This is a genomic window from Pedobacter borealis DSM 19626, assembly GCF_000708285.2.
GTDB lineage: Bacteria > Bacteroidota > Bacteroidia > Sphingobacteriales > Sphingobacteriaceae > Pedobacter > Pedobacter borealis.
Genome location: NZ_JAUG01000002.1, coordinates 25142 through 50824, shown reverse-complemented (window position 1 = coordinate 50824; position 25683 = coordinate 25142). Strand labels below are relative to the sequence as shown.

Annotated in this window: 22 protein-coding genes and 1 pseudogene; 8 read left to right on the top strand and 15 right to left on the bottom strand. The window is 37.4% G+C overall.

The features are described from left to right. The first annotated feature begins 38 nt into the window (after window positions 1–38). Genes AW17_RS01075 through AW17_RS01065 form a run of 3 tightly spaced genes read left to right on the top strand, consistent with a single transcriptional unit; the run spans window position 39 to window position 3904 of the window. Entirely contained in the window at window positions 39–3068 is a 3030-nt protein-coding gene (locus tag AW17_RS01075; protein WP_029274229.1) for an N-6 DNA methylase, read from the top strand. Then, on the top strand, window positions 3061–3702 hold the full coding sequence (locus AW17_RS01070; protein ID WP_029274228.1) for a hypothetical protein: 642 nt from the start codon (window positions 3061–3063) through the stop codon (window positions 3700–3702). Before AW17_RS01075 ends, AW17_RS01070 begins: the two co-directional genes overlap by 8 nt. Window positions 3703–3706: 4 nt before the next feature. Then, the gene (locus tag AW17_RS01065) at window positions 3707–3904 is read left to right on the top strand and encodes a hypothetical protein (RefSeq protein WP_029274226.1); all 198 of its coding nucleotides are present in this window, start codon (window positions 3707–3709) and stop codon (window positions 3902–3904) included. Window positions 3905–3908: 4 nt separating this feature from the next. On the opposite strand, the gene AW17_RS01060 is transcribed toward AW17_RS01065, so the two are convergent. The 9 genes and pseudogenes from AW17_RS01060 to AW17_RS01025 all read right to left on the bottom strand — a co-directional run bounded on the left by AW17_RS01060 (window position 3909) and on the right by AW17_RS01025 (window position 16741). Next, complete coding sequence (locus tag AW17_RS01060; protein ID WP_051691565.1) at window positions 3909–4568, bottom strand: MgtC/SapB family protein; 660 nt, start codon at window positions 4566–4568, stop codon at window positions 3909–3911. 23 nt (window positions 4569–4591) lie between these two features. Next, entirely contained in the window at window positions 4592–5614 is a 1023-nt protein-coding gene (locus AW17_RS01055; protein WP_029274224.1) for a PorP/SprF family type IX secretion system membrane protein, read from the bottom strand. Then, window positions 5611–11541: a PKD domain-containing protein gene (locus tag AW17_RS01050; protein ID WP_029274223.1), complete on the bottom strand. Its 5931-nt coding sequence runs from the start codon at window positions 11539–11541 to the stop codon at window positions 5611–5613. Before AW17_RS01050 ends, AW17_RS01055 begins: the two co-directional genes overlap by 4 nt. A gap of 296 nt (window positions 11542–11837) precedes the next feature. Continuing rightward, window positions 11838–13472, bottom strand: a complete 1635-nt coding sequence (groL, locus tag AW17_RS01045; protein WP_029274222.1) for a chaperonin GroEL — start codon at window positions 13470–13472, stop codon at window positions 11838–11840. 101 nt (window positions 13473–13573) lie between these two features. Beyond that, window positions 13574–13864: a co-chaperone GroES gene (locus tag AW17_RS01040; protein WP_010599229.1), complete on the bottom strand. Its 291-nt coding sequence runs from the start codon at window positions 13862–13864 to the stop codon at window positions 13574–13576. 241 nt (window positions 13865–14105) lie between these two features. Next, on the bottom strand, window positions 14106–14252 hold the full coding sequence (locus AW17_RS25080) for a DUF4130 domain-containing protein (RefSeq protein WP_280739912.1): 147 nt from the start codon (window positions 14250–14252) through the stop codon (window positions 14106–14108). Beyond that, window positions 14252–14869 carry a TIGR03915 family putative DNA repair protein gene (locus tag AW17_RS01035; RefSeq protein ID WP_280739911.1) on the bottom strand — a complete coding sequence of 206 codons (618 nt, stop codon included), beginning with the start codon at window positions 14867–14869 and terminating at the stop codon, window positions 14252–14254. The genes AW17_RS25080 and AW17_RS01035 overlap by 1 nt, the downstream gene beginning before the upstream one ends. Window positions 14870–15031: 162 nt before the next feature. Beyond that, window positions 15032–16287, bottom strand: a pseudogene (locus AW17_RS01030) (putative DNA modification/repair radical SAM protein). Between the two features lie 88 nt (window positions 16288–16375). Beyond that, a complete protein-coding gene (locus AW17_RS01025; RefSeq protein ID WP_029274220.1) occupies window positions 16376–16741 on the bottom strand; it encodes a hypothetical protein in 366 nt (121 codons plus the stop codon). Window positions 16742–16772: 31 nt separating this feature from the next. On the opposite strand from AW17_RS01025, the gene AW17_RS25075 reads away from it, so the two are divergent. Next, window positions 16773–16898: a hypothetical protein gene (locus tag AW17_RS25075; RefSeq protein WP_280739910.1), complete on the top strand. Its 126-nt coding sequence runs from the start codon at window positions 16773–16775 to the stop codon at window positions 16896–16898. Window positions 16899–16990: 92 nt separating this feature from the next. Here the strand turns inward: AW17_RS25075 and AW17_RS01015 are convergent, their stop codons facing one another. The 4 genes from AW17_RS01015 to AW17_RS01000 all read right to left on the bottom strand — a co-directional run bounded on the left by AW17_RS01015 (window position 16991) and on the right by AW17_RS01000 (window position 20041). Next, window positions 16991–17635: an HD domain-containing protein gene (locus AW17_RS01015; protein ID WP_029274218.1), complete on the bottom strand. Its 645-nt coding sequence runs from the start codon at window positions 17633–17635 to the stop codon at window positions 16991–16993. Window positions 17636–17708: 73 nt separating this feature from the next. Further along, window positions 17709–17990, bottom strand: coding sequence for a helix-turn-helix domain-containing protein (locus AW17_RS01010; protein WP_029274217.1), 282 nt, complete (start codon window positions 17988–17990; stop codon window positions 17709–17711). Window positions 17991–18300: 310 nt separating this feature from the next. Next, window positions 18301–18795 (bottom strand): hypothetical protein, encoded by a 495-nt coding sequence (locus AW17_RS01005; protein ID WP_029274216.1) that lies wholly within the window; start codon window positions 18793–18795, stop codon window positions 18301–18303. A gap of 67 nt (window positions 18796–18862) precedes the next feature. Beyond that, window positions 18863–20041 carry a THUMP domain-containing class I SAM-dependent RNA methyltransferase gene (locus tag AW17_RS01000; protein ID WP_029274215.1) on the bottom strand — a complete coding sequence of 393 codons (1179 nt, stop codon included), beginning with the start codon at window positions 20039–20041 and terminating at the stop codon, window positions 18863–18865. A gap of 71 nt (window positions 20042–20112) precedes the next feature. Between AW17_RS01000 and AW17_RS00995 the strand changes: the two genes are divergently transcribed. From AW17_RS00995 to AW17_RS00985, 3 genes are all read left to right on the top strand, one after another. Further along, the gene (locus AW17_RS00995; protein ID WP_029274214.1) at window positions 20113–20478 is read left to right on the top strand and encodes a DUF3127 domain-containing protein; all 366 of its coding nucleotides are present in this window, start codon (window positions 20113–20115) and stop codon (window positions 20476–20478) included. A 250-nt stretch (window positions 20479–20728) separates the two neighbouring features. Further along, window positions 20729–22549, top strand: coding sequence for a sensor histidine kinase (locus tag AW17_RS00990; protein WP_029274213.1), 1821 nt, complete (start codon window positions 20729–20731; stop codon window positions 22547–22549). 176 nt (window positions 22550–22725) lie between these two features. Further along, the gene (locus AW17_RS00985; protein WP_029274212.1) at window positions 22726–23421 is read left to right on the top strand and encodes a response regulator transcription factor; all 696 of its coding nucleotides are present in this window, start codon (window positions 22726–22728) and stop codon (window positions 23419–23421) included. A gap of 151 nt (window positions 23422–23572) precedes the next feature. Here the strand turns inward: AW17_RS00985 and AW17_RS00980 are convergent, their stop codons facing one another. Together AW17_RS00980 and mqnB are read right to left on the bottom strand one after the other, a co-directional pair. After that, window positions 23573–24421: a menaquinone biosynthesis family protein gene (locus AW17_RS00980; RefSeq protein ID WP_029274211.1), complete on the bottom strand. Its 849-nt coding sequence runs from the start codon at window positions 24419–24421 to the stop codon at window positions 23573–23575. A 118-nt stretch (window positions 24422–24539) separates the two neighbouring features. After that, on the bottom strand, window positions 24540–25163 hold the full coding sequence (gene mqnB / locus AW17_RS00975; protein WP_029274210.1) for a futalosine hydrolase: 624 nt from the start codon (window positions 25161–25163) through the stop codon (window positions 24540–24542). A gap of 105 nt (window positions 25164–25268) precedes the next feature. On the opposite strand from mqnB, the gene AW17_RS00970 reads away from it, so the two are divergent. Continuing rightward, on the top strand, window positions 25269–25679 hold the full coding sequence (locus tag AW17_RS00970; protein WP_029274209.1) for a 6-pyruvoyl trahydropterin synthase family protein: 411 nt from the start codon (window positions 25269–25271) through the stop codon (window positions 25677–25679). Window positions 25680–25683 lie beyond the last annotated feature (4 nt).

Sequence of the window (25683 nt, the reverse complement as noted above, 5' to 3'; positions counted from 1 at the left end):
GTAAATATCAAACAGCTGAATATAGTTATAAAATAAAAATGGACCACTCTGTAATAAACGATTTAGATATTATTGATTTTGCGGAAGACTGCAAATCGTTTGATATCAATTTGTTTCAAAAAAAAAAATATGGTATTGTCCAAGTTTATGAAAATGAAAATCAACCAGTAATCTTTTTAAAAGAAGTTGATTCATTCGATTTTATAATATTAAAATTAATTGCTGAAATCCATAAAATTTGTTGGAATTTTCAAAAAGTTCTTTTTTTATACGTTTATACAAAAACGGAAATCAGAATTTATAATTGCTCTGAAAAGCCATTTGGCTTTAATGAAGAAACTAGAGAAAATGAAATCGTAAATAATTTAGAAAATATAGAACTTTATTCTTGCAAACAGACTGACAAAGAAAAACTTCAATTATTAAATATAATATTTTCAAGAATTGCTATCGATACTGGGTTTGTCTGGTCTTCAAATGAAGCAGTCGAAATCAGAAAGAATATTAAACTTCAAAATAGGGTTGATAAATATCTGATCCAAAGCCTTATTAAAACTGCAAATGCATTAGATAAGAGAGGACTAAAAAATAAATTCATCATCCACAAATTGATTATGCGTTCTCTGTTTTTGTTTTATTTGGAGGACAGAAAAGCAACTTCTCAAGAATTGTATCAGTCTTTTTTACCAAATGCAAATTCCTTTTTTGATATTTTAGACAACGTTGAAGCAACCTATAATTTGTTTGAAAAATTAGCAGATGATTTTAACGGAAGTCTTTTCAACTTTGAAGATAAAGAAAAAGAGTATATTACATTAGAGCATTTAGAATTGATTAAGAACTGCTTTTATGATGGTTATATAGATGAGATAAATCCAGTTTTATTTAGAGATAAATTATTTGATTTTAGTATTATTAGAATCGAGTTATTAAGTGAAATCTATGAAAATTTCTTATCAGAACTAGACAAGAAAGAGAAAAAAGATACAGGAACTTTCTACACTCCGCCATCATTGGTTGAACTAATTTTAAACGAAAAGCTACCTGTTAAAAATAGGGAGTCAGAATACAATATAAAAACTTTAGACCCAAGTTGTGGCTCGGGAATTTTCTTGGTTCAAAGTTTTAAAAGATTAGTCAAGCGCTATGAAAATAAGCAGAATAAAAAACTAAATAATTTTAATGTTTTAGTTGATATTTTAAAAGCTAATATTTTTGGGATCGAACTTGATTCAAAATCAATAAAGGTTGCGGCTTTTAGTTTGTATTTGGCTTTATTAGACAATCTTGATCCGAAGACTGGTTGGTGGAACAAAACTATTCAATTCCCTTATTTAGTTAATGACCCCGAAGACACAGGTTTAAAAGAACAAGGGAATAATCTTTTTAAAAGAGATACGATTTCTGATTTGTCTGAAATCAAGGAATTACGAAATTTTGATTTAATTGTCGGAAATCCTCCATTCGGAGAACTTCTTTCTGAAAAGAAAGATGTTGAAAATATTCAGAAAAATATTAGGGCTTATTGCAGTAAAGAAAAATTTGCTAAAGACATGGTTTTGCCGTTCTTACATAAAGCCATATCGTTTGCCCCTAATGGCCAAGTTGCTTTAATTTTTAATACCAAAATTCTTACAAATAATGAAGGGACCTATCAAAATTTTAGACATTGGTTATTCAATGAAAACTATGTAGAAAAAATATATAATTTTTCGATTTTAAGGAATCCTCCTAAATTCTCTGGGGGAGAACTTTTTAGCTCAACAATTGTTCCTATAAGCATTCTTTTTTACCAAAAAGAAAAACCTAAAACTTTACTGGACACTATAAGTTACTATGCTCCTAAGACTTACCTTAAAAATGATATTTTAGAAGGAATTGTTATTGATCCTTCTGATGAAAAGCATTTGCCTAGAGCTGAGTGTGAGAAGAAAGAATCTAAGATCTGGAAAATCGCAATGTGGGGAAGTTATTTCGATTTTGAGCTAATTGAAAGTATTAATAAAAAGTACATAAGTCTAAAAGAATATTTTAGCAAAAATGAAATTTTGTTTAGAACAGGATTAAATTCCGATTCTGAACATCCAGATTTTCTGCCAGAAAAAATAATTAATGCAAAAAAAATTAGCAGATACTATACTTTAAATAATGCAGATAATATTGTTAAAAATGATTCCAAATATTACAGAAAAATTAATGCCAATCTTTTTAAATCGCCATATATTATTTTAAAAAGATTTCAAAAAGATAAAGAACTTGTTGCTTCTTATATTGATTACGATGCATATTGTACCACTACAGGTATGATTATCAATGAGAATTTAAAAATTTCGGACAAGAAAAATATAGTTGGTTTAATTAATTCTGAATTTTCGAGATATTACTTATTTATGATTACTTCGTCTTGGGGAATAGAACGAGATCAAGTTAATTCGGATGAATTTGATGAATTGCCATTTATATTTAAAGAAGAAGATGGAAAAATTTCGGACATTTTAACTGAAATAATCTCAATCAAGAAATCAAACAAATTATTTCAAGATATTTCACACTTAGAGAAAGAAATTGACCAAATCATTTATAATGATATTTTAAAACTCTCAGAAGATGAGCAAATTATTATTCAAGATACTTTAGATTTCAGTTTAGAATTATTTGAACGACAAGCAAATTCAGATGCTGTAAAACCAGTTTTTAAAATTGATCATTACATTAACAGAATAGCCAAAGAGCTCAACGATTGGTTGGACGATGTAGATTTAAAAGTTTCAGTAACGCATTATTTAATAGATAATAAGTGCCCTTTATATATGGTAAAGTTATCTTTTGGTAGTGAACAAAAAGAAACAGTAATCTCAAAAGAAAATATAAGACAAGAACTTAAAATTTTAGATAAAAAACTTTGGAATGAAGAAAGAAAAAATCTTTATTTCAAGAAAAAATTAAATTATTTTGATGGAGACGATGTGTATATCATAAAGCCAAATCAAAGAAGGTTTTGGAGTCAAACTGCTGCTATGGAAGATAGTAAATCTTTGTTAGTAGAAATAGCAAAAGGAAATGGCTAAAAACATCAATTTAATTAATAAAGTGAATCTGAGTTTTGAATTAAAATGCTTAGGCCTTTTGATTCAATCATTTAGTTCAGTAATTAAAGAAAACTTACTTACGACAGAATGGGAAGAAGAATCAATTTCTGCTCACATTGTACAGCATCTTCGGAATCTTAAAAGTGATTTTATTATTAACTATGAAGTGCCATTGGTTGAAAAAGATATTTACAGTGCGATAAAAAAGGTGAAGAACTCAAACAGGATTGATATTTTCTTTCAAAAAAATCAATGGGGACAGTTAGAATATTTAGAATATCATGTTGAAGCTAAAAACATTTCTTCAGTTGAATGGAGAAAATCAACGGGAGCAAAAGTTAACGCATCTCAACAACAAACCGAATACATAACAAAAGGAATAGAAAGGTTTTTAACTGGGCATTTTAAAGATAAAAATGGCTGCATGTTGGCTTACATAGTTAATGGTAAATTAGACGATTTATTGTTGAAAATCAATAATAAAATTGAATTACAAAAGAGTAATCTTGAAATTATTAGTTTTAAAGAACAGTTAATTAATAACCATAGAATTTATGAATCTTGTCATTCACAAAGGAATATAAAGCATTTATTTTTTGATTATTTAAACTAAAGAAATGAATAAGTTAGAAGCTAAAGTTCTAAAAGCGATAAACACGAAAAAACTTAATCCTGAAATTTTAGGAGAAAGAAAATGGTACAATTATTTTATTAGAGTTACTGAATTAGTTTGGAGTAGAAATTTTCGAGATGGCTATTTAAGAGAGATTTATAGTGAGAAAAGTGGTAATCATTTATTATCCTTGAAGGTGTAAAACCTTAAAAATCAAACTCAATAATCTCATCATCCTTAAGCATGCGCTCTACAAATTTCTGATGATTTTTAGGCGTGCCTGTAGCAATCCAGTTTCCTGTGATAATATTATCTACCAATTGGTGTTTCCCTCGTTGTGGTTTGAGTTTACTTTCACGGAAAACTTCTTCATAACTTTCTAAATTGCCATGGGTATGCTGTTTTTTAACAATGCGGTAAAGCCTTTTGGTAAAACGACGATCGCCAATTTCTTCTAAAAAGGGAAAAATAATCAGTGCCAACAAAACCACAATGGTTACCCCTATAGCCTGTTCGTAGTAACCAGAGCCTACGGCCATTCCAATTGCAGCAACAATCCAGATAATACAGGCAGTAGTGAGCCCTTTAACGCGGTTTTCTTCCTTGAAAATTACCCCAGCGCCTAAAAAACCGATTCCAGTAACAATGTTAGAGGCAATGCGGTCTTGACTGGTTGGTCCGATTTTGATGGACAGAATGGTAAATAGGGTGGCACCCAAACCAATCATCATCATGGTTTTGAGTCCGGCAGATTTACTTCTGTATTCGCGTTCTGCTCCGATTATGCCACAAAGCAGGGTTGCCAATAGAAATTTATTGATTTCACTTTGTGTAATAAAATGGTTTTGGTCTATGATCTCGTTCATCGCCTTGAATTATCAAAGGCAAATTAATAAAAATCGTAACATCTTAGGCCATTTGCCCGGCCACCATTTGAACTATTTGGAAAATATTTTTCATAACCCACACCAATTTCAGATGTTCCGCTGGTATTGGTGTAGTTGATTTTAGAGGTTGTAGCATCATGACTGATGCCTAACCTGAATTTTTCGCCGTTTGTTCTGCGGTTAAAAATATCGAAGATTACAGAAAAAACAATCGCATCATTTCCATTCGAATTTCCATCGTTAAGGTACCATATGCCTGCATTTATGCCCGCATATTTATATTGCATGCCCGCACTGAACGATTTTACGTTGCCCTGTTTGTAGGCAACAATGGATGGGATGAGGTAATTCCCATCGCGATCGTACTCATCTGGCACCAAAGTTAACTTGTAACTTAAATTGCCTGAGATACGCATCGGCAATTTGGCCTGAAAACCTGATAAGGATTCATCCGGACGGTTAAGATGATGTACTGCTAATCCCATCATGAATTTTCCCACCACCAGGTTGGCACCTGCATTGGAATCGAAATAATACCGACTATCTACACTTGGTCTTTCGGCGCCAGAAATACTACCAGGAATGTAACCCGTGTTGATATCGATCTGATCACCAAAAACAAGTTTATCCCAGTTTAGCTTTTGGTTGGTAATGCCTCCCTGCAAGCCAAATGATAAGGCAAAATCGTCTCCACCGATAATATAGGAATAGCTTAGGGCAATATTGTTCTTTACCAGGTAAGCAGTACCCTCGCTGCTGCGGTTAAAAATTAGACCAATGCCGCTGTTTAATCTCCGTAGATTGAGATCGCCAGAAGCACTCAGGTACGAAAAGTTACTGGCTAAACCCGTCCATTGGTTGCGGTATAAGGCATTAAACCTAATGTCGCCCTCAAACTGACCTGTTAAAGCGGGATTTAAGTAAATCGGCGCATTGTAAAACTGCGAATAAATGTGGTCTTGCGCCGAAATCATTAACGGCAACACTAAAGCAAGCCAAAATAATATTATCCCTCTCCTCATCATCTTATTAAATATATTACACCCGTTTTCTTTGGAGGAGATGAATCGTAAGTCATCCCTTTCCAATCGCTGCCATTGATAAATTTTATATCTACTTTCCAGTAATAAACACCTTGCGGTTGTTCTTGTCCTTTATAAGTGCCGTCCCAGCCCTCCAGCGGTGCGTTATCATCTAATTTAGTCGTTTCCCAAAGTAACTGTCCCCATTTGTTAAAAACAGACATTTGCCACTCTTTTATGCCGCGACCTTTTGCTTTGAAGATTTTAATCTCGTTTTTCGCACTTGCGGGCATAAATGAATTCGGGATATTTAAATAACCCGGTACACCAATAATCCGCACCGATTGGAAGGTGCTTGAAGAACAACCTTCTTTGTTCAGCACTTTTAGGGTTACATTATAAGTGCCTTCATTGGCATAGGTATGGTTTGGGTTTTGCAGGGTTGATCCCGATCCATCACCAAAAGTCCATTCCCAGCTTACGGCATCGGTACTGATATCCTTAAAGGCAAATGAATAATTGGGAATAGATACTTCATTGCCTGGAGTAACGGTAAAAGTTGCTACAGGTGGTGGCACAACATGGATTAAATTGGCTATGGTAGTGCTGTTTGTACAGTCAAGTGCATTGGTTGCTGTTAAGGTAACTGTATAATTTTTCCCCGAACCATTAAAAGTATGTATAGGCTCTATAGCGTTGGATGTGAGCGAGCCATCTCCAAAATCCCAAGCATAACCTATTGCACCAGTACTGGCATTTTTAAACTTTACGGTAACCCCATCACAACCACTTGTTTTATCTGCTGCAAAACTTATGCTGGGTTGGGGCAAAACTTCAACAGTTTCGATTGTTGAAGCATTAGAACAGTTGTTTGATGCGTATAAGGTAATGGTATATTTTTCAGGTTGGGTAAATGTATGTGATATGGTTTCGGGTGCAGTATGGGTTACTGTAGTGCTTCCATCGCCAAAATCATAAACAAAAGTGCAGGCACCTTTGGTATTGTTAAAGAAATCGACTTTTAAAGGTGCACAACCTTTAAGTTGGTTGCTGTTTACTACCAATTCTGGCGTAATGTCATTAGGCGAAACGCGGATAGAATATTGTGACTCATTGCTTCCACATTCATTAGTTGCAGTCATTTTTACAACATAGTCTTTAACAGTTAAAGTGGTATAGGTATGGCCTATACTATTCTTATCTGTAACAGTTAAAGGTGCCGAGCCATCTCCAAAATCGTAGGTATAGTTGGTATAATTTCCAGGTGAAGTATTGCTAAAGGTAACAGGGAGAGGAGAGCAGCCCGTTGTTTTATCAGGAGAAAAAACGGAAACTGGTTTTGCTTTTATTAAAACGGTTGAAGTTTGTGTGGTGGTGCCACAAGCGGTGGTGGCCTTTAAAGTAACAGTGTAAGTAAGATCTTTTCCTGTTGGGGCTGGCTGATAGGTAACAGCTGCTGGCTGAGCTAAATTTGAAGTGGTACCATTTCCAAAATCCCAGTTAAAGGTAGCTGCTGTTAGCGAATTGGAAGTATTGGTAAAAACAACACTTAATGGCCCGCAGCCAGATGTTGCATTTTGTGTATAGGCGGCGGTTACATTTTGTATTGTGCTAAAAGTATGACTGGTTTCATCACTATTACAGCCGAGGCTGCTTGTTACGGCCAATTTGATAATAACGCTTTCGTTGTCTGTTGCAATGGTATAGCCAGGAAAGGTAATTCCTGTACCAATCTGTACGCCATTGGCAAACCAGGTGTAAGTATTGTTGCGGTCTATATAAGGCGTAGCCGATATATTGGTTGGCGTTAAAACAAAGGGTGAACAACCTTTATCTGTATTAAAAACTAATTCTGCCTTAGCATGTGGATTAACCGTTATCTTAATCTGGTTGCTTAAATTGTTACTGCAAGGGCCGCTGGCTACCGATCGACGGTAGTAAATAGTTACCGTTGGTGTTGGCGGCGTAAAGCTTATGCTGTTGGCGCCCAATACATCGCTCCAGGCTGTTCCATTTAAGCTCGATTGCCATTGGTACACGTAAGTTCCGCTACCACCACTCGGCATAGTACCTGTTAAAGTTGCAGCAACTGTGCCGACGCAGATGTTTTGATCTGCAGAAATGGTATTGTTGGTTAGGCCGGGCAAAACAGTAATCTGTAGCGAATTACTAGTTGATGTACAGATGGTGCTGTTCACCAATCTTCTGAAATAGGTTGAGGTGCTTACAATTAGGCTTATGTCTTTATTGATGGCCGAAGGAATATTGCTCCAGGTATTTCCGTCGGCACTGCTCTGCCATTGGTAGGCAAATGTTCCCGTTCCGCCAGTAGGCATATCACCTGTAATGGTGATGTTTTGCCCTGCACAAACTGGCGCTGATGATGCACTAATATTATTGGTAACAGGTGAGTAATACGTAACCGTTACGTCATCTACAGATGGAGGGCAGCCATTGAAACCAGAAATAGTCCACCGGAAGGTATAAGTTTGACCTGGCACCAAACCGGTAACCGCGGTGTTGTAAAGTGTAGGATCGGTTATGGTAATGCCAGTTTGTGCTGATGTTAAAGTCCATGTACCGCTGTTAGGTGAAGGATTGTTGCCATTTAAGGTAATGCCATTTCCACTGCATAAGTTTTGATCTGCACCTGCATTTGCCGCAACGGTGCCCGGATTTACAGTGATTTTGGTTAGGGTTGATATGGCTTCTGCACAACTGCCACTTTGTACTACTGCACGGTATTGTGTGGTAATGCTGAGGTTCGAATATACATAAGGATTTGTTGTTGAGGTAATTGTAGACCAATTTACCCCGTTATCGATAGATCTTTCCCAGCGGATAATGTTTCCAACTTGGCCTGTTAAACTGATGTTTCCGCTATTTGCACCCGCACATACATTTACGTCGCCAGTGGTTGTGCCGCCAACACTGAGCGGGTTAACGGTGACCTGAACATCATCGCTGGATGTGGAACAGTTGGTGTCGCTTATTGTCCATTTAAAGGTGTAAGTATTTCCAGGCTGTAACCCGCTGATTGTTGTATTGCCCTTTGTGTCATCTGCAAAAGTTACAGCTGTTGGCGCAGTAACGATTGTCCATTTGCCTGTACCAACTATTGGTGTATTTCCTTTTAGGGTATAAGTACTGGCGTTGCAGATCGCTTCATCCGGGCCGGCATTTGGCAGTGTTGCGCTTGGCAAAACCGTAATGGTAATGCTGGCTGGTGTACCTGGGCAACCATTTGTAGATACAGGTGTAATGGTGTAGGTTACTGTACCTGCGGTGGTACCAGAATTTGTTAAAATATCGTTGATCTGTGTTCCTGCCGATGCTACCGCTCTATTGCTATTTCCGGTTATTGCTCTGGTTATCACGCTAGTGTAGGTATAGTTTACCCCTGTTAGGTTTGTTGTTAAGGTTATGGCCGATGAAGTGGCGTTACAGATGCTCGCATTAGCTGCAGTCGGTGTTACAATAGGGTTGGGTTTAATGGTAACCACTAAATTAAATGGCGTTCCATCGCAGCCATCAAAATGGGGAGTGATGATATAAGTTACGCTTGCATCGGCATTAAGATCGGTATTGGTGAGGATATCGTTAATGGGGCCGCTTCCATTAGCGGTATAGCCAGTTGCAGTTCCAGTCGCTGTCCAGGTATAGGTTACACCTGCTACTGCTGAAGTTGGACTGTATGCAACGCTATTGCCTGTACAGATGGTTTTAGCCGCTGCACTCGTTAAACTGATATTGGGTTTTATTTTAAGAATGATATCATCATCAATCTGGTTACAAGGGGCGGCGAGTGCGGTAGTAACCCTTAACCGTAAAGTAACAGTGCCCGCTGTTTTTTCGGCTGCGGTTGGTGTGTAGGTTACGGTTAAATCATTTCTGCTAGGTGTAAATCTTCCTAATCCGCCAATCCAGGTTTGTGTCGTAGTGGCTCCGGTTATGGTTCCGCTAAGTGTAAAACTGGGTTCGTTAAAACAGATGCTTTGATCTGGCCCAGCGCTAATCACTGGTGCCGTACTGAAGGTTAGGATTTGGGTATCTTCGGCCGTGCCGCAATTATTTTTATGGACAACCTTTATCGTATAAGTGTCGTAGCTATTGAATTTTATCGATGGATATTTAGAATTGGCGGTTGTGCCACCAGTAAAGTTATAGGTGCCCGATCCTGATGGTGAAACTGTCCAGGTATAACTATCGGGTAAATCTTTTGTGGTACCTGTAATTAATGTTTGGGTTGGCCCTGTTGTGGTATTTTTAAAATCGTAAGTAGCGAGATTACACAGCGTGATATCAGGTGATAGTGTAGCTACCGGGCTTTCATTTACCACAACAGTTTGTGGCTGACTTGTTACTACACCGCAAGACGGCGTAGTAATATTTAAGGTGATGGTGTAAGTACCTGGATTGGTGAAATTGAATTCAGGTTCTTTACTTCTTGCACTTGTGCTCCCTGTAAAACCAACCGCAGGAGAAACTGACCAAAAGTAACTGTTGGCTGCATCACAGATATTATCTAAAACCGAAAGATCAGAAGCTTTTAATGTTGTTCCCGCACAGATTGGATTTGATGGTAAACTAAATGCTGGCTTCGGCGGATCTTGGATACAGATTTTCATTTCTACCGGATCGGCATCGCACTCGCCTGTAATATTTTTAGATTTCAACCGAACAGTATACTCTCTATGAGTTGGAAACTTGTATACAAAATTGTATGATTTGGGTTTGTCAGCGGCTTTAATCACGCCATCAACATACCAGTTATAAGTTACATTATTTGGGGTATAGGCTGCTGTATTGGTGTTTGGGTTTTCGCCCAAAAGGGAGGTGTTAACAAATGTAATATTGGCATTTGTACAGCCTGGTGTATTAAATGTAAATGAGTTTATTGGTTTTACCACTACTTTAGCAGAAGAAGAAACGGGTGTGCCCATGGTAGAACAGAAAGCATTAGATACGCGGATGGATACATCAAAGGCATTGTAAATTGTGCCGGCACTTGACGTGGAAACACTTCCAGAAGATGATTTGGTATAAGAATGTGTTACCTTGCCACCGTTGGCAATAATTTCACAAAGTGTGTGGGTAGTTGTAGCTTGATCACCCCATGTGATGGTATAAATATCTCCAGGGAAATTGTTTTGAATACCTGATGTTGAAGTAACATCGACATTAAAGGTAAAATCGGAAGATGGTAAGCATAGTACCGTATTTCCGGTATTGGCAAAGGCTGTTATCACTTTGTTGTTGATCAGCAGATAGGCTTTTGTAGCCATAGCACCATTTGGCATTACTGCTTTTGTGTAAATAGTGTAATGTGCTTGTTGGGCAGTAAACGTCTGTATTGCTGTAGGAAAAGGGATTGGCGGCAAGGTTCCGCCGTTTACTTCATCGGTAATGATTGCGGTAACGGTACTATTTGCTGTAGATTCGTTTGTGAGGGAGAAAGAATTATTGGCTCTACTGATACAGGTACCAAAGGTTCCGCTGTTTGCCGCATTTAACAATGTTGAAGTTAACTTCGCCTCAACTGCTGTTCCTGCCCTTACTTCAAATGCCGACGAGGCCGCGCTCACGGATGCCGGATCGGTTGATTTTACCCTCACCCTATAGCCTCTGCCTGGAGTAAGACCAACAGGAAGTATACCATTTACATAAGTGCTGTAAAAACCCACGTATGTGCCAATAAGTGTTTCGGCACCAAAATTTCCATTTTGATCTGATAAGTACAGTTGAAATTGATTTCCCTGCGATATGCAGCTTGTTGGTACTTTAAATGGAATTGCAATGGTACTGCCTGGGGTAAAGGGGCCTGCATCGACTGAGCCTATGGTAATTTGGGCGAAAACATTTGACGTGAACAAAAATGCCCCAAAAAACAGGACAAAAGAAAGCCATTTCCTTTTACAACGAATCTTCATAAATCTCTAACACTAGGGAATGATTTTATTGCGTTCTGGAAGCTTTGTTAGTGAACCTTGCTTTAATCCAATCTCAGAAATGAGTATTAGACCTAAGACGCGTCAATAAATATTCGCTTGCAAAGAACGTGATTTTAGTGCTGTACTTACAAAATTTTACACCAACATCAACTAAATGAATGGGTTATAGAATCGATAAAGCCTCTTTTTTGCTGTAAAAAGGCATAAAAAAACCCTCAAGGCATTATACCTTGAGGGAATATTTTTACACGAAATAGTTTCGCTATGGAATGGTATTACATCATACCACCCATGCCACCGCCTCCCATTGGAGGCATTGGAGCACCACCTTCTTCAGGTTCATCTGCTAAAACAACTTCAGTAGTTAATAACATTGCTGCAATAGACGCTGCATTTTCTAACGCTACACGGCTTACTTTAGTTGGATCGATAACACCAGCACTAATTAAGTTTTCGTAAACATCAGTACGTGCATTGTACCCGAAATCAGCTTTACCTTCTTTAACTTTTTGAACTACGATAGAACCTTCAATACCTGCATTTTCGCAAATCTGACGTAATGGCTCTTCGATAGCACGACGGATGATCTGGATACCAGTATTTTCATCTTCATTAGCACCTTTTAAATCCGCTAAAGCTTCAACTGCACGGATAAAAGCAACACCACCACCAGCAACAATACCTTCTTCTACAGCCGCACGGGTTGCATGTAAAGCATCATCAACACGGTCTTTTTTCTCTTTCATTTCAACCTCACTAGCTGCACCTACGTAAAGAACGGCAACACCGCCAGCTAATTTAGCCAAACGCTCTTGTAATTTTTCTTTATCGTAATCAGATGTAGTCGTTTCGATCTGAGATTTAATTTGGCTAACACGCGATTTAATATCATCTGAGTTACCAGCACCGTTAATTACAGTTGTATTGTCTTTATCAACAACAACTTTTTCAGCAGAACCTAAATAAGTTAAATCGGCATTTTCTAATTTGTAACCTCTTTCTTCTGATACCACAATACCACCTGTTAAGATCGCGATGTCTTCTAACATTGCTTTTCTTCTATCACCGAACCCTGGGGCTTTAACAGCAACAACTTTTAACGAACCGCGGATTTTGTTAACGACCAATGTTGCTAAAGCTTCGCCATCTAAATCTTCAGAAATGATAACCAATGGTTTGCCAGTTTGAACAGTTTTTTCTAAAACCGGTAACAATTCTTTCATGTTACTGATTTTTTTGTCGTAGATTAAAATGTAAGGATTTTCTAATTCAGCTTCCATTTTATCTGCATTGGTAACAAAGTATGGAGATAAATAACCTCTGTCAAATTGCATACCTTCAACTGTTTTAACTTCAGTTTCAGTACCTTTTGCTTCCTCAACAGTAATTACGCCATCTTTACCAACTTTGCTCATTGCCTCAGCAATTAACGAACCGATAACTTCGTCGTTGTTAGCCGAGATAGAGGCAACTTGTTTAATTTTATTGTTATCATCACCAACCGCTTGTGATTGAGATTTTAAGTTTTCTACAACAGCAGCAACCGCTTTGTCAATACCACGTTTTAAATCCATTGGGTTTGCACCAGCAGCAACGTTTTTAATACCTGTAGTAATAATTGCCTGAGCCAATACAGTTGCAGTAGTAGTACCATCACCAGCAATATCAGCTGTTTTTGAAGCTACTTCTTTAACCATTTGAGCACCCATGTTCTCAACGGCATCTTTCAATTCGATTTCTTTTGCAACTGTAACACCATCTTTAGTGATCGCTGGTGAACCGAATTTCTTATCGATAATTACGTTACGGCCTTTTGGACCTAATGTTACTTTTACTGCATTTGCAAGAATATCAACACCTCTTTTCAGGGCATCACGAGCTTCTACGTTATATTTTACTTGTTTTGACATTTTTAAGAATATTTTAAAGTTTTAATGTTGGAAGGTTGAAACATTTCACTCCTCCGATTTATATAACATTACAACATTGTAACGTTGTAACATTTTAATTTTTACCCAACAACAGCGTAAATATCAGTTTCGCGCATAATTAAGTAATCTTTACCTTCGTAAGGGAATTCGGTACCACCGTATTTACCATAAATTACAACATCGCCAACTTTTACACTCGCTTTTTTACCTTCAGCATCTTCTTCAGAAACCGAAACTACAGTTCCTTTAGATGGTTTTTCTTTTGCAGTATCAGGAATATACAAACCTGATGCAGTTTTCTCTTCTGCCGCAGCCGGTTCAACTATTACTCTGTTCGAACTGCCAGCAATTGGTTTAAGGTTTAACGCCATAACTTTTATTATTTTTTTATTTTGATTTGAGTTTTTAACTAAGCTTACAATTAACACTTTTTATGCCAAGAGGTTTAGCGGGACAAATTTTCACCAAACTGTCAAACTTTTCACGCTAATTGAGAATGTGGGTGTCAGCATGGCAGTAAGTTTTAATTTTTTTAGCCAGATTTATTGCAGGTATATTCAAAGTTGACAACTTACTAACCTGTATGTTATTAGAATTGTCAACTCTTGTTCGCTAAACTGGAACTTTCTCCGTTAAATATTTCCAATACCTTTTAGGCACATGCTGCAGATGCAGTTTGGTGTTTTTCCGCGCTACAATGTTGGCACTTTTAAAATAATCTTTCCAAAGGGTAGCGTACAATGCCTCACTTTCGTCCATTAAGCTGGCGCAAGATTTTGCTTATCTGCACCGTTGCTAAAGCTGATCGTAATTTCTTCAACGCTTGTTAAATTATAATGTAAGCCATATTTGCGCTTTAAATCGTAAATTACCCAAGGCTGATCAGCATAACGGTTTTTAAAATGATTGGATATTAACGGAAGTACATTAAAATCAGGATCTATATTGGCATAAAATATCCCATCACCAGTTTTTTGAAAACGAATAAATGCTTCCATACTGTGTTTTTCCCTTTCTACGCTTTTGGTATATTTAGCCAGTGCAATTACATGCGGATTGCCATAATTACTTTCTGCACCCAATTGATTTTGAAAAATGTATACGGTAAACTGAAAGAGGTGATTGTAAGCCTCGGGTGTTTCTGATAAATAAGTGCAATAGTATTTGCGTTGCCAATCCTTTTTGAGTTTCTTTTGCAGCCCTGCCCAAACCCGATCTGCTTTTTCTGCGCTGGTGCTAACAGTAAAACTTTCTGCAAAAGCTTTAGGTTGAAAAATTGAAGTAGATTTTAGCACAACTTTTCCTGGCTTACGTTCAAACCATTCGAAAACAGCGGTTAATAAACCTTGAAAAGTGCCATCGAAAATGTAGGTCATGGGGTTGGTTAGTTTAATTGTCATTCTGAACGCAGTGAAGAATCTTCCTATGAAAAACTGAGCCGAGAATCTGTAAGATCAAAGACGGCGTTCTGAACATCTGAACAATGGAAACAGCCCAAACACTACAGATTCTTCACTGCGTTCAGAATGACAACGCGTTTAAAACAAAATCATCTGGTTACTATCTGTTTTTAAATATTTGCTCTGGCTTTCGGCCAAAATAAAAGCCTTAATCTGTGTGCCCTGATAATCTTTCAGCTGATAGGGGCTATCCAGGCAAACCATAAAGTGTTTGGCCCGGTTATAAGCCACGCCGATTTTTTTTAACTGGTCAATCCTGAGTTTTCCGAACTTTCTGGTCTGCACAATTTTTTGGGCCGACATTACACCGATTCCCGGTATCCGGAGAATCATTTTATAATCGGCCGTATTAATATCCACAGGGAAATGTTGCATATTTCTAATCGCCCAGCTTAATTTTGGATCGATATCAATATCAAGGTTCGGGTTGGCATCGTTTAAAATTTCCTGCACTTTAAAGCCGTAAAACCGCATCAGCCAATCGGTTTGGTACAGTCTGTTTTCTCTTAGCAATGGTGGCTGTGTACCAAGTACAGGCATCCTGGTGTCGTTGCTAATGGGTACATAACCCGAATAATAAACTCTTTTCAGCGAAAAATTTTTGTAAAAGGTATTCGCGGTGTACATAATATCTTTGTCGCTCTCGGGTGTGGCGCCAATAACCATCTGTGTGCTTTGTCCTGCAGGTACAAATGTTGGTACATGTTTGATCAGTTTTTTATCTGCAGTAAACTGGCTAATCTGCTCTTGCACAAAAGCTAAAGGTTTAATTACTTCCTCGTGGTTTTTCTCAGGAGCCAAAAGCTTCAAGCCGGCTTCAGTTGGCATTTCTAAATTAATACTCATCCGATCGGCATATAAGCCAGCTTCCTTAATCAGTTCATCGCTGGCCCTGGAATGGTTTTTAAATGGATATAGCCGTTGTAATTCTGTTCCAAACGGAGTTTTTTAACCACTAGCAACAGCCGTTCCATGGTAAAATCGGCATTTTTGAAAATCCCTGAGCTTAAAAACAAGCCTTCAATATAATTACGGCGATAAAAATTCATGGTCAGTTCTACCACTTCATCTACGGTAAAGGCTGCGCGTTTTACATCGTTGCTTTTACGCGAAACGCAGAACAAACAATCGTAGATGCAATGGTTAGTCAGGAGGATTTTTAAAAGCGAAACACACCGGCCATCTTCAGTATAAGTATGGCAAATGCCGGATGTATGGCTATCGCCAAGGCCTTTATTGGTGTTTTTTCTCGTGCCGCCGCTTGATGAACAAGAAACATCATATTTAGCGGCGTCAGCAAGAATATTTAATTTTTCACGGATTCGGTCGAGCATAGGGATGTATTTGCTAACAAAGATAGCTTAACAGCTAAAAATATTAGTAAATAGATTTATCTAACCTATTCTATTTTGGAATAATAATTTAACTAAAACTGTTCGAAGGGTTAAGCTTTCTGCTTATAGGCAGTTGATGCGCAATATTATAACTTTCCTGATAGTACTGCAGTTCAGAAAAGAAGCGGTCGGCCTCTATTTCGTGGTTTTTAAGCGGACTAAAGTTGGCGACGAAATCCGGGTTTTTAAATGCAATTTGATAAAAGTAACCTCCATTGTGGTTATCGAACATTTCGGTTACACTGGTTACGTTTTCCCATCCAGAAAAAAACTCGGTTCTCCGGTATAAAAAAGAAGTGCTTTTTAATTTAAAGCTTATACCTTTTTCACTGATTAAAATTTTACTATGTACAAAAATCTGCGTTTTGGTAATCCATAATAAAAGAAGTGCCATTAAAATAATTGATAGCGAAACAAATATCAAAGTGGACGTTTCGGAAAGCGATGAAGGTAAACTAAAAAGACAATACAACATTAAGGAAATGAAGAACACGGGAATGCCAACCATCGCGATTAACAAAACACTGTTTTTATGGTATTTTAGTTTATAGGGATGCATGAGGATTAATTTTTGTAAAGTTAAGCCCTAATGCATGCTTTCGGAATACTTACTATTAGGTATTTTTAATAGTCTTTTTGTGGGTTATTTGCCTTCCCATTCTTTATAAAAATGATCCAGGTATAACAGCATAAAGTTGTGTCTTTCTGTTGCTATTGTTTTGCCTGCTTCCGTATTCATCATGTCTTTCAACAACAGCAGTTTTTCGTAAAAATGGTTAATGGTAGGCGCGGTGGTATTTTTATAACTTTCTTTAGTGAGGTGTTCTTCGGGTAAAATAGCCGGATCGTAAAGTACCCTGTTTTTGAATCCGCCATAAGTAAATGCTCTTGCTATACCAATGGCCCCGATGGCGTCTAAACGATCTGCATCCTGTACAATTTGCATTTCTTTTGAGGTGAAACCTGTGCCATCAAAACTATTTTTGAACGACATGTTCTGGATAATCAGTTTAACATGGGCAATAACCTCAGCATCAACAGCTATCGATGCTAAAAATGAGGCAGCCATGTTCGGTCCCAGTTCTTCATTACCATTATTAAATTTAGGATCAGCAATATCATGCAACAATGCGGCAAAGGCGACTACAAGTTCATCGCCATTTTCTTGTTGATTAATGGTTTGAGCGGTTTTAAAAACACGCTCAATATGGAACCAATCGTGCCCTGCCTCGGCATTGGCTAGTGTTTTCTGAACAAAATCGATAGTTTTTTGAATGGTAGCCCGCATCGTTCTAAATTTGTTCCAAAGGTATTGGAATTATTTGCAGGGTAAAAGAAATGATATCAACAGCGCCTGGGAATTAACTCGCGGCTGCTGTCCGGTTCTCATCATCAGCAATAATTTTAATTAAATCATTGTGGTTAAGGGTTAATAAATGAGATACTTCAACCTCCAAAATTGCTGCAATTTGAAACAAACGATCGATCGTTAATTTACTATAACCGAGCTCAATTTTGCTATAAGCATTTTGAGATATTTTCAATTTCGCCGCCAGATAATCCTGAGTATAGTCTCTGTATTCTCTAATTTTTCTAATATTGCCGGCAACATTCTTTGTCTTTAAAGCCAATACATCTTCCATAAAAAGGGGATAAATTTTTTTAATGTTTATTTCATTATGTACGAAACTTTAACCGCAACAGTTTTTAAATTATAAATTTTAGCACTATTGGGAATTACGCGAAACGGATTAATGAACTAATTGTTACAACAAAAAAATAACCTAAATGTTTATGTGTTTTGTTTTTGGTTGATAATCAGGTTTTTGTATTGATTGTGCTTTAGATAGAAGGAGCGATATCATATATTTAGAACATTATTGCGTATGAAGCTCAAATCAACGAGAGAAAAGGTGGGAGGTAAGAAAACGCAGAAAAATTAACTATTAAGGGTTAATATAGTCCCCAGTCATCTTCAAATTCGTCTTTTTCGAAATATTTAACCCATTCGATAAAGAGTAGACGAAATTTTTCAATTTCGTCTAAAACAATGTCTTTATATTCTGGAGTGCAGATTTCGAACATATCTGCTGCTCTCACCTGGGTTTCTAATTCACGGCAATTGGTTCGGATAATAGAGGCATTTTCCATTCTTAAAATATACATATCTGCACCTTCTGCCCCAACAATTTTAGGGCATAACATGAGGGCATTCTGCATAATTAAGTTAGCGGTCATTTCGGCCATCTCTCCTTCCAGTGTTTCGCAGAACAGGGCTGCATATTTATATACGGCTCTTGCCTGGTTGTAAAGGCTTTTAGCCCTGGTGACCTTTAGTCTGACCTTTTCTGCATCAACACTTGATAGATTTTCTTCATCCTCATCATCTCGGCCAAATCGGCTAAAATGCTCCCATTCGGGCATATGGTCCATGTCATCAAATTTCATATTCTTCAAAATTTTTTACGTTATGGTACGTAAGAGAGCGTAATATATTAATTTTCAATGAAAAAGACTAGGCCTCAATTAACGGTGCTCTGCGAGAGCCGTCATATAATTCATACTCTAGTAAACGACAGTCTAATTTACCATTATAAAATTCAACTTTTCTAGTAGCTTTTAATCCAATTTTCTTTGCAAGATCAGGATTTCCAGTGAAAATATATCCAGAATAGCCCTTGCATTTCGTTTTCATAAAATCGCCCATGCGTTTATAAGTCAATTCTAACTTGCTATGCACCCCTAAACGCTCACCATACTCAGGGTTAAAAACAACAACACCTTTGCCATCTTCAGGAACTGGTGTTAACTCAAAATCGCAAACTTCGAATTCGATTAAAGTATCAACACCTGCAGTTTTAGCATTTCTACGGGTTACCTCAACCGCATCTTCCGAAAGATCGGAAGCTACGATTTTAAGGTCAACATTTTTAATTACCTGATCTTTTAAAAGTCTACGCTCAGCGAAAAAATCTTCTTCATTATAACCTAAGATGTGCATAAAACCATAATTCATGCGGTATAATCCAGGGGCACGGTTGGTTGCAATCAGCGCTGCTTCGATAGCTAGGGTTCCTGAACCGCACATTGGGTTAATAAATGGCGATTTCTTATCCCAGTTGCTTGCTAAAATAACCCCCGCGGCCAAAGCTTCTAACATAGGCGCCTTGCCAGGTATTTTACGGTAACCGTGTTTGGCAAGGGTTTCGCCTGAAGTATCCATAAAAACATCGGCGTCTGCATCTTTCCAGTATAGATGCACTACTGTTTTATTTGCATCAGATCCAGAGTTAGGGCGGATGCCTTTTTTCTCTTTCATGCGGTCTACTATTGCATCCTTTACCTTTAAGTTTGCGAAAAGTGGCGTGGTAATATTTGGGTTATCAACATTTGAGGTTACCGAGAAATAACCCGAAAAATCGATCAGTTCTTCCCATTCAATGGCTGCAATTTCATTGTATAAATCATCGGGTGTAATGGCCTTGAAACTTTTAATGGCGTAGAGGATCTGACTGGCACAGCGCAAGTTCAAATTTAGCTTTATACACTCTGTAAGGGTAATATTGAGCTCAACACCTGTAGCAAAAGACCGCTCGATGGTATAACCTAAAGCCGTAACTTCTTCTTGTAAATAAGGCGAAAGGCGCTTGTTGCAGGTAATAATTACCTTGCTTTTATTGTGGAAAACTTGCATCATAATATATGCGAAGTTATCAATAAAATTATAGAGATTTGGTGTTTATAGTACATTAAGTAGTATTAGATATGGAAATTAAAGGAAAAGTACACGAAGTAGGTGCCACACAACAAGTAAGTGAAACGTTTAAAAAGCGTGATTTAATAATAGAATACGCAGAAAATCCAACATACCCAGAATATATCCGTTTTGAGGCTTTACAAGATAAAACTGCATTGTTAGATACATTTAAAGCAGGCGATGAGGTTGAGGTTTTCTTTAATTTACGTGGTCGCCCTTGGACAGATAAAGCAGGTAAAACATCATATTTTAACAGTTTGGTTATTTGGCGTATAAACGCTGTTGCAGCAGGTGCTCCAGCAGCTACACCAGCTTATGCAGCTCCGGTTGATGTAAGCAATGCACCAGGTGAAGATGATGATTTGCCTTTCTAAATAAAAAATCTTTTTTAAGCAAACAATTTTGAACCATGCCGAGGCTAAAGCCTCGGCATTTTTTTTTTGGTGCGCCGCCAGACTTCCGAAGTTTACCCAGCCTGGGCGCAGGAAACTTCGGAAGTCTTCTCAGCGCTGTTAAAATATGTTAAAAACAAATACTTCAATTAGCTAATCAGTATTTTTGATATCTGTTTAAATTTAAGAAGATTATGCTCCGATTTTTTTAGCTTTAAAACCAATCTAGTTCATGAAGAAAAAGAGTTTTTGGTTAATTACCGTTTTAATGACGGTGGCTTTGCTTGGTGTTTTTGTAATGCAGCTGTATTACATCAGGGAATCGTATAAACTAAAATCTCAGCTTTTTGATGAGCAGGTAAACCAAACGCTAACATCGGTAGTAAATAAACTACAGCGCAGAAATGTTGCCGATCACTTAAACAGGAAAGATGCTGAAAATAAACTGAAACAACTACAAGACTCCAGGCAACGGGCATTAGATATTAAGGATTTACGGCAACAATATGTACAAGAGGCAGAGCTGCGGCAAGCCGAAAGGGAAAATCAGATCGAAAGTTACCTGAACCAACAAGATAGTATTATCCGCGTATCCTATCGGGCGCCCAATGTAATTTCTGAAAGGGAATATACTTCGTTGAGTTCGAAAAACGGCGACAAGCTGGATTTGCAGATGGATGCGATTATTGATATTAAAAGCCTTATTTTAAAAGGTTATAGTATGCGCACAAAACCTTTTACAGCGCCACCAAAAGCATTCGAATTTAAAAGCCTGCAGAGTTTACCTGATACATTAAGATACTTGGTTTTTGATCCCAGAGATGGTACTCCAGGTTTTGCAAATGTTCCAAAGATCCCTAACGATCTACAGAAAAAATTTCAGCGTGAGGATGAGATTGAGCGGAAAAAATTAGAACTTAAAATTGCAGCATTGGGCAAAGACACTTTTTCATATACCCGATCGAGTGTAGTTGAGGATGTATCTAAAGAACTTCAGGAAACCAATGTGCCAATCTATAAACGCATTAATTTTAATTCGTTAGGCGTTTTATTAAAACAAGAACTCCTTGCCAATAATATTACGATAGAACCTTCTTACCGGATCTCGTTAGCGAGAAAAGATTCGACCATTTTTATGACGGCTTCTAACGTTAAAGGAGAATTTTTACCCGAAAACACTTATAAAACACCTTTGTTTGGGAACGATATCTTTCGCGATCCAGGGATGCTGTTCGTCAGTTTTCCGAATAAAAATTCGGCAATTATTTCTAACCTAAGTGCAACCCTCGCCTCATCCATCGGCCTGTTACTGGTACTTGTTTTTATTTTCTCATATACCCTTTATGCTATTTTAAAGCAGAAAAAACTGTCGGAGATGAAAACAGATTTCATCAATAACATGACGCATGAGTTTAAAACCCCTGTGGCTACCATTATGATTGCGAGTGAAGCTTTGAAAGATCCGGAGGTGACAGCAGATAAAGCCCGGTTAAAACGCCTGGCAGGGATTATCTATGATGAAAATGTTCGTTTAGGTAATCATATCGAACGTGTTTTAAGTATTGCCCGCTTAGAAAAAGGTGAGCTTAAAATGGAGAACACCGAAGTAGATGTGAACGATTTAATCGTGATTGTGCTGGATAGCATGGAATTGCAATTACAGAAAAGGAATGCCATTATCAATGTTCATACCGATGCGGAGCATGCCATTATATATGGCGATGAGCTGCATCTGTCGAATGTAGTTTATAACCTTATTGATAATGCAAATAAATACAGTAGCGATACGCCAGAGATAACCATTACTACCCGCAATATAGGTAAAAGTTTAATTATCGAAATAGCTGATAAAGGCATTGGAATGACCAAGGAGCAGTCTAAACGGATTTTCGACCAGTTTTATAGGGTGCCAACAGGTAATTTACACGATGTTAAAGGCTTTGGCTTAGGTTTAAATTATGTTCAGGATATAATTAAAAAATTGAAAGGAACCGTTAAGGTAAGTAGCGAAAAAGATAGAGGAACCACGTTCGAAATATCTTTACCTTTATAAACAGTTAAACATCGGTACAAAAGCTTGCTTTATCGATACATTAAAATAGAACAGGTTTAATTTAGCTAATATAGTGGAGTATTAATTTAATCTACAACATAAATTAAACCGTTATGCATATTCAGAATCAAACTTTCAGTGTGGCTAGTGCTACATATGTGAATAAAAACAAGAAAATGAAAAAAATACTTCTGGTAGAAGACGACCCAAATTTAGGTTTATTGTTACAAGACTATTTGCAGCTTAAAGGCAAGTTTGATGTAGTATTATGCACCGATGGTGAGGATGGATTGAGAACGTTTAATAAGCAGAACTTCGATTTATGTATTCTGGATGTGATGATGCCTAAAAAAGATGGTTTTACTTTGGGTAAAGACATTAGGAAGGTAAACACACAGGTACCCATTATTTTTGCAACGGCTAAAACCATGCTGGAAGATAAATCTGCTGCTTATGATTTAGGTGGTGATGATTATATTACCAAACCTTTCCGTATAGAAGAGCTTTTACTCCGGATTAATGCAATGTTTAAGCGCGTGGCTAATAAAACAGATAACAACGATGAGGCTGCCGAAACACAGTTTTCTATCGGTCAATATCATTTCGATTATACAACCCAGATTATTACCGATAACGATCACCAGCAAAAACTTTCTACCAAAGAAGCCGAGCTGTTGCGTTTATTGTGTTTGAAAAAGAATACCGTTTTAACCCGCGAAGAGGCATTGTTAAGTATCTGGCATGATGATAATTACTTTAACGGCAGGAGTATGGATGTGTTTTTGAGTAAGTTACGTAAGTATCTCAGGGCAGATCCGACAGTAGAAATTATTAACGTGCACGGAAAAGGCTATAAGCTGCTGGTGAGTTAATAGATCGATTCGTCATCCTGAACTTGTTTCGGGATCTAATTCAACGAATTATAAGAAAGATGCTGACCACGTAGTAGCTACAAGGCAATTGAAAATACTATTTCTACTTGTAAAACAAGTTCAGCATGACGTATGGTAGTAAAAAATGTGGTTAAATATATAAATTCTCCTGAATAGCGGGGATTATATTCCGCTCCTGAGCAAGTTTAAATAAAGTATCAACTGCTTTTCGGCCTTCTTCACCAAGGTTTATGCTGTATTTATTCACATATAATTCGATGTGTTTGTACATCACGCTTTCTTCCATGGCTTGGGCATGCTGGCGGATAAAATCGATCCCTGATTTTGGATGTGCAAAGGCAAACTCTACCGATTGGCGGACTAAACGGTTCACTTTTAACTGTACCTCGCGATCTAAATTACGGTTGATTACGATGCCGCCCAATGGAATGGCACAGCCAGTTAGTTTTTCCCAATAATCGCCTAAATCAACAATTTTGGTTAAACCTTTGTCTTGATAGGTAAACCTGTTTTCGTGAATAATCAATCCTAAATCAATCTGTTCGCTAAGTAAAGCCGATTCAATTTCCGAAAAAATAAGCTCCTGTTTGTTTTGTAAATGAGGATACGCAATTCCCAGCAAAAAATTAGCAGTGGTGTATTTTCCTGGTATTCCAACCCTTAGTTTGGAGTCTGGCGTTTGCAGTTCATCCTTATTTTCTCCATCGAAATGATTCTTACTGATTAATAACGGCCCAACACCAAAACCTAGGGCACTCCCAGCGTCGAGTAAAGCATACTGGTTGGCAACATAGGCAAAAGCATGGAAACTTAACTTGGTAATATCTAATTCGCCCCTAAGCGCCTTTTGGTTTAACGTTTCTACATCGTCATAAGAAACCTCAAATTCTAACCCTTCTGTGTCAATTTTATGGTGAATTAGTGCATCGAAAATAAATGTATCGTTAGGGCAGGGAGAAAATCCAAGTGTAAGTTTCATCTATTTATTTTTTTGTTTTCAGTTGTTAGATGGAGCCTTTGACAATTAAAATAATTATTTTAATTGTGTCGGGTTCATAAATCAAAATTAAGTACTGTGGTAAACTAATCAGTCATAATCAGTTCATTTCTCCAACAAATGCAATGGCCCAATCGTTTAAATTTTTAATGGCCAAGCCAATTTTCCAATTGTTTTTATTTCTGGGTTCTACATAATTAGATATACTTCTAATCTGTAAACAATCTATATTTAATTGTTTGCTGGCATAAAAAACAGCGGCACCTTCCATACTTTCGATCGTTGGGTTTAACCTCTTGATTAGATTTTTAATGCTTTTTTCGCTTCCAGTTACACAGTTCACGGTTATGCCTTTTGCTATAGGTAGGTTAACGCTTTTGTTTGTTTTCGAGGTGTAATGGTTCTCCCCAAAACCCAAATCGCTTATGGTTAAAAATTCGTCTCCATTTTCGGCGCCCAGTTCGGCAAAAGTATCTTCGGTAATATTTAATACGGTGCCTAAAGCTATATTCCGATCGAAGCTTCCGGCAATGCCGAAATTTACCACAAGACTATATTTAGATGAAAGATGTTTGCCCAGGGCAAAGGCTGTTGCTACCATTCCAACGCCAGTGATCAGCAAGTCGAAATTTTTACTTTCTACAAAATCTCCATCCGGCAAATTAAAATGTTGATAAAAGAAGGTGAGTTCGGCTTTTGTAGCAGCAACAACTAAAGTTTTCATAACGTAAAGTTAGCGGATTGTTTTCATTTAAGTTTTATGTAAGCTTTGGTCTTTAGTCTTTAAGCTTAAACCTTTATCCGTATATTTGCATTTTATTTTATAGTAATGATTTACATAACGAGAAAAGCATCCTTCAATGCGGCGCACAAATTGGCCCGTACCGATTGGGATGATGATAAAAACAATGAAGTTTATGGTAAATGTGCCAACCCCAATTGGCATGGCCATAACTATTGGTTATATGTTACAGTTAAAGGCGAAGTTAATCCAGAAACCGGTTTTCTTGTTGATTTAAAATGGCTGAAAGACGTAATGAATGACTATGTGGTAGACAAGGTTGATCATAAAAATTTGAATCTTGATGTAGATTTTATGAAAGGCAAGTTGGCTTCAACAGAAAATCTGGCCATAGAAATCTGGAAACAATTATGGGCGCCGATTGCAGAGAGCGGTGCAGTTTTACATTGCGTAAAAATATACGAGACCGAAAATAATTTTGTTGAATACTTTGGTTAAAAAC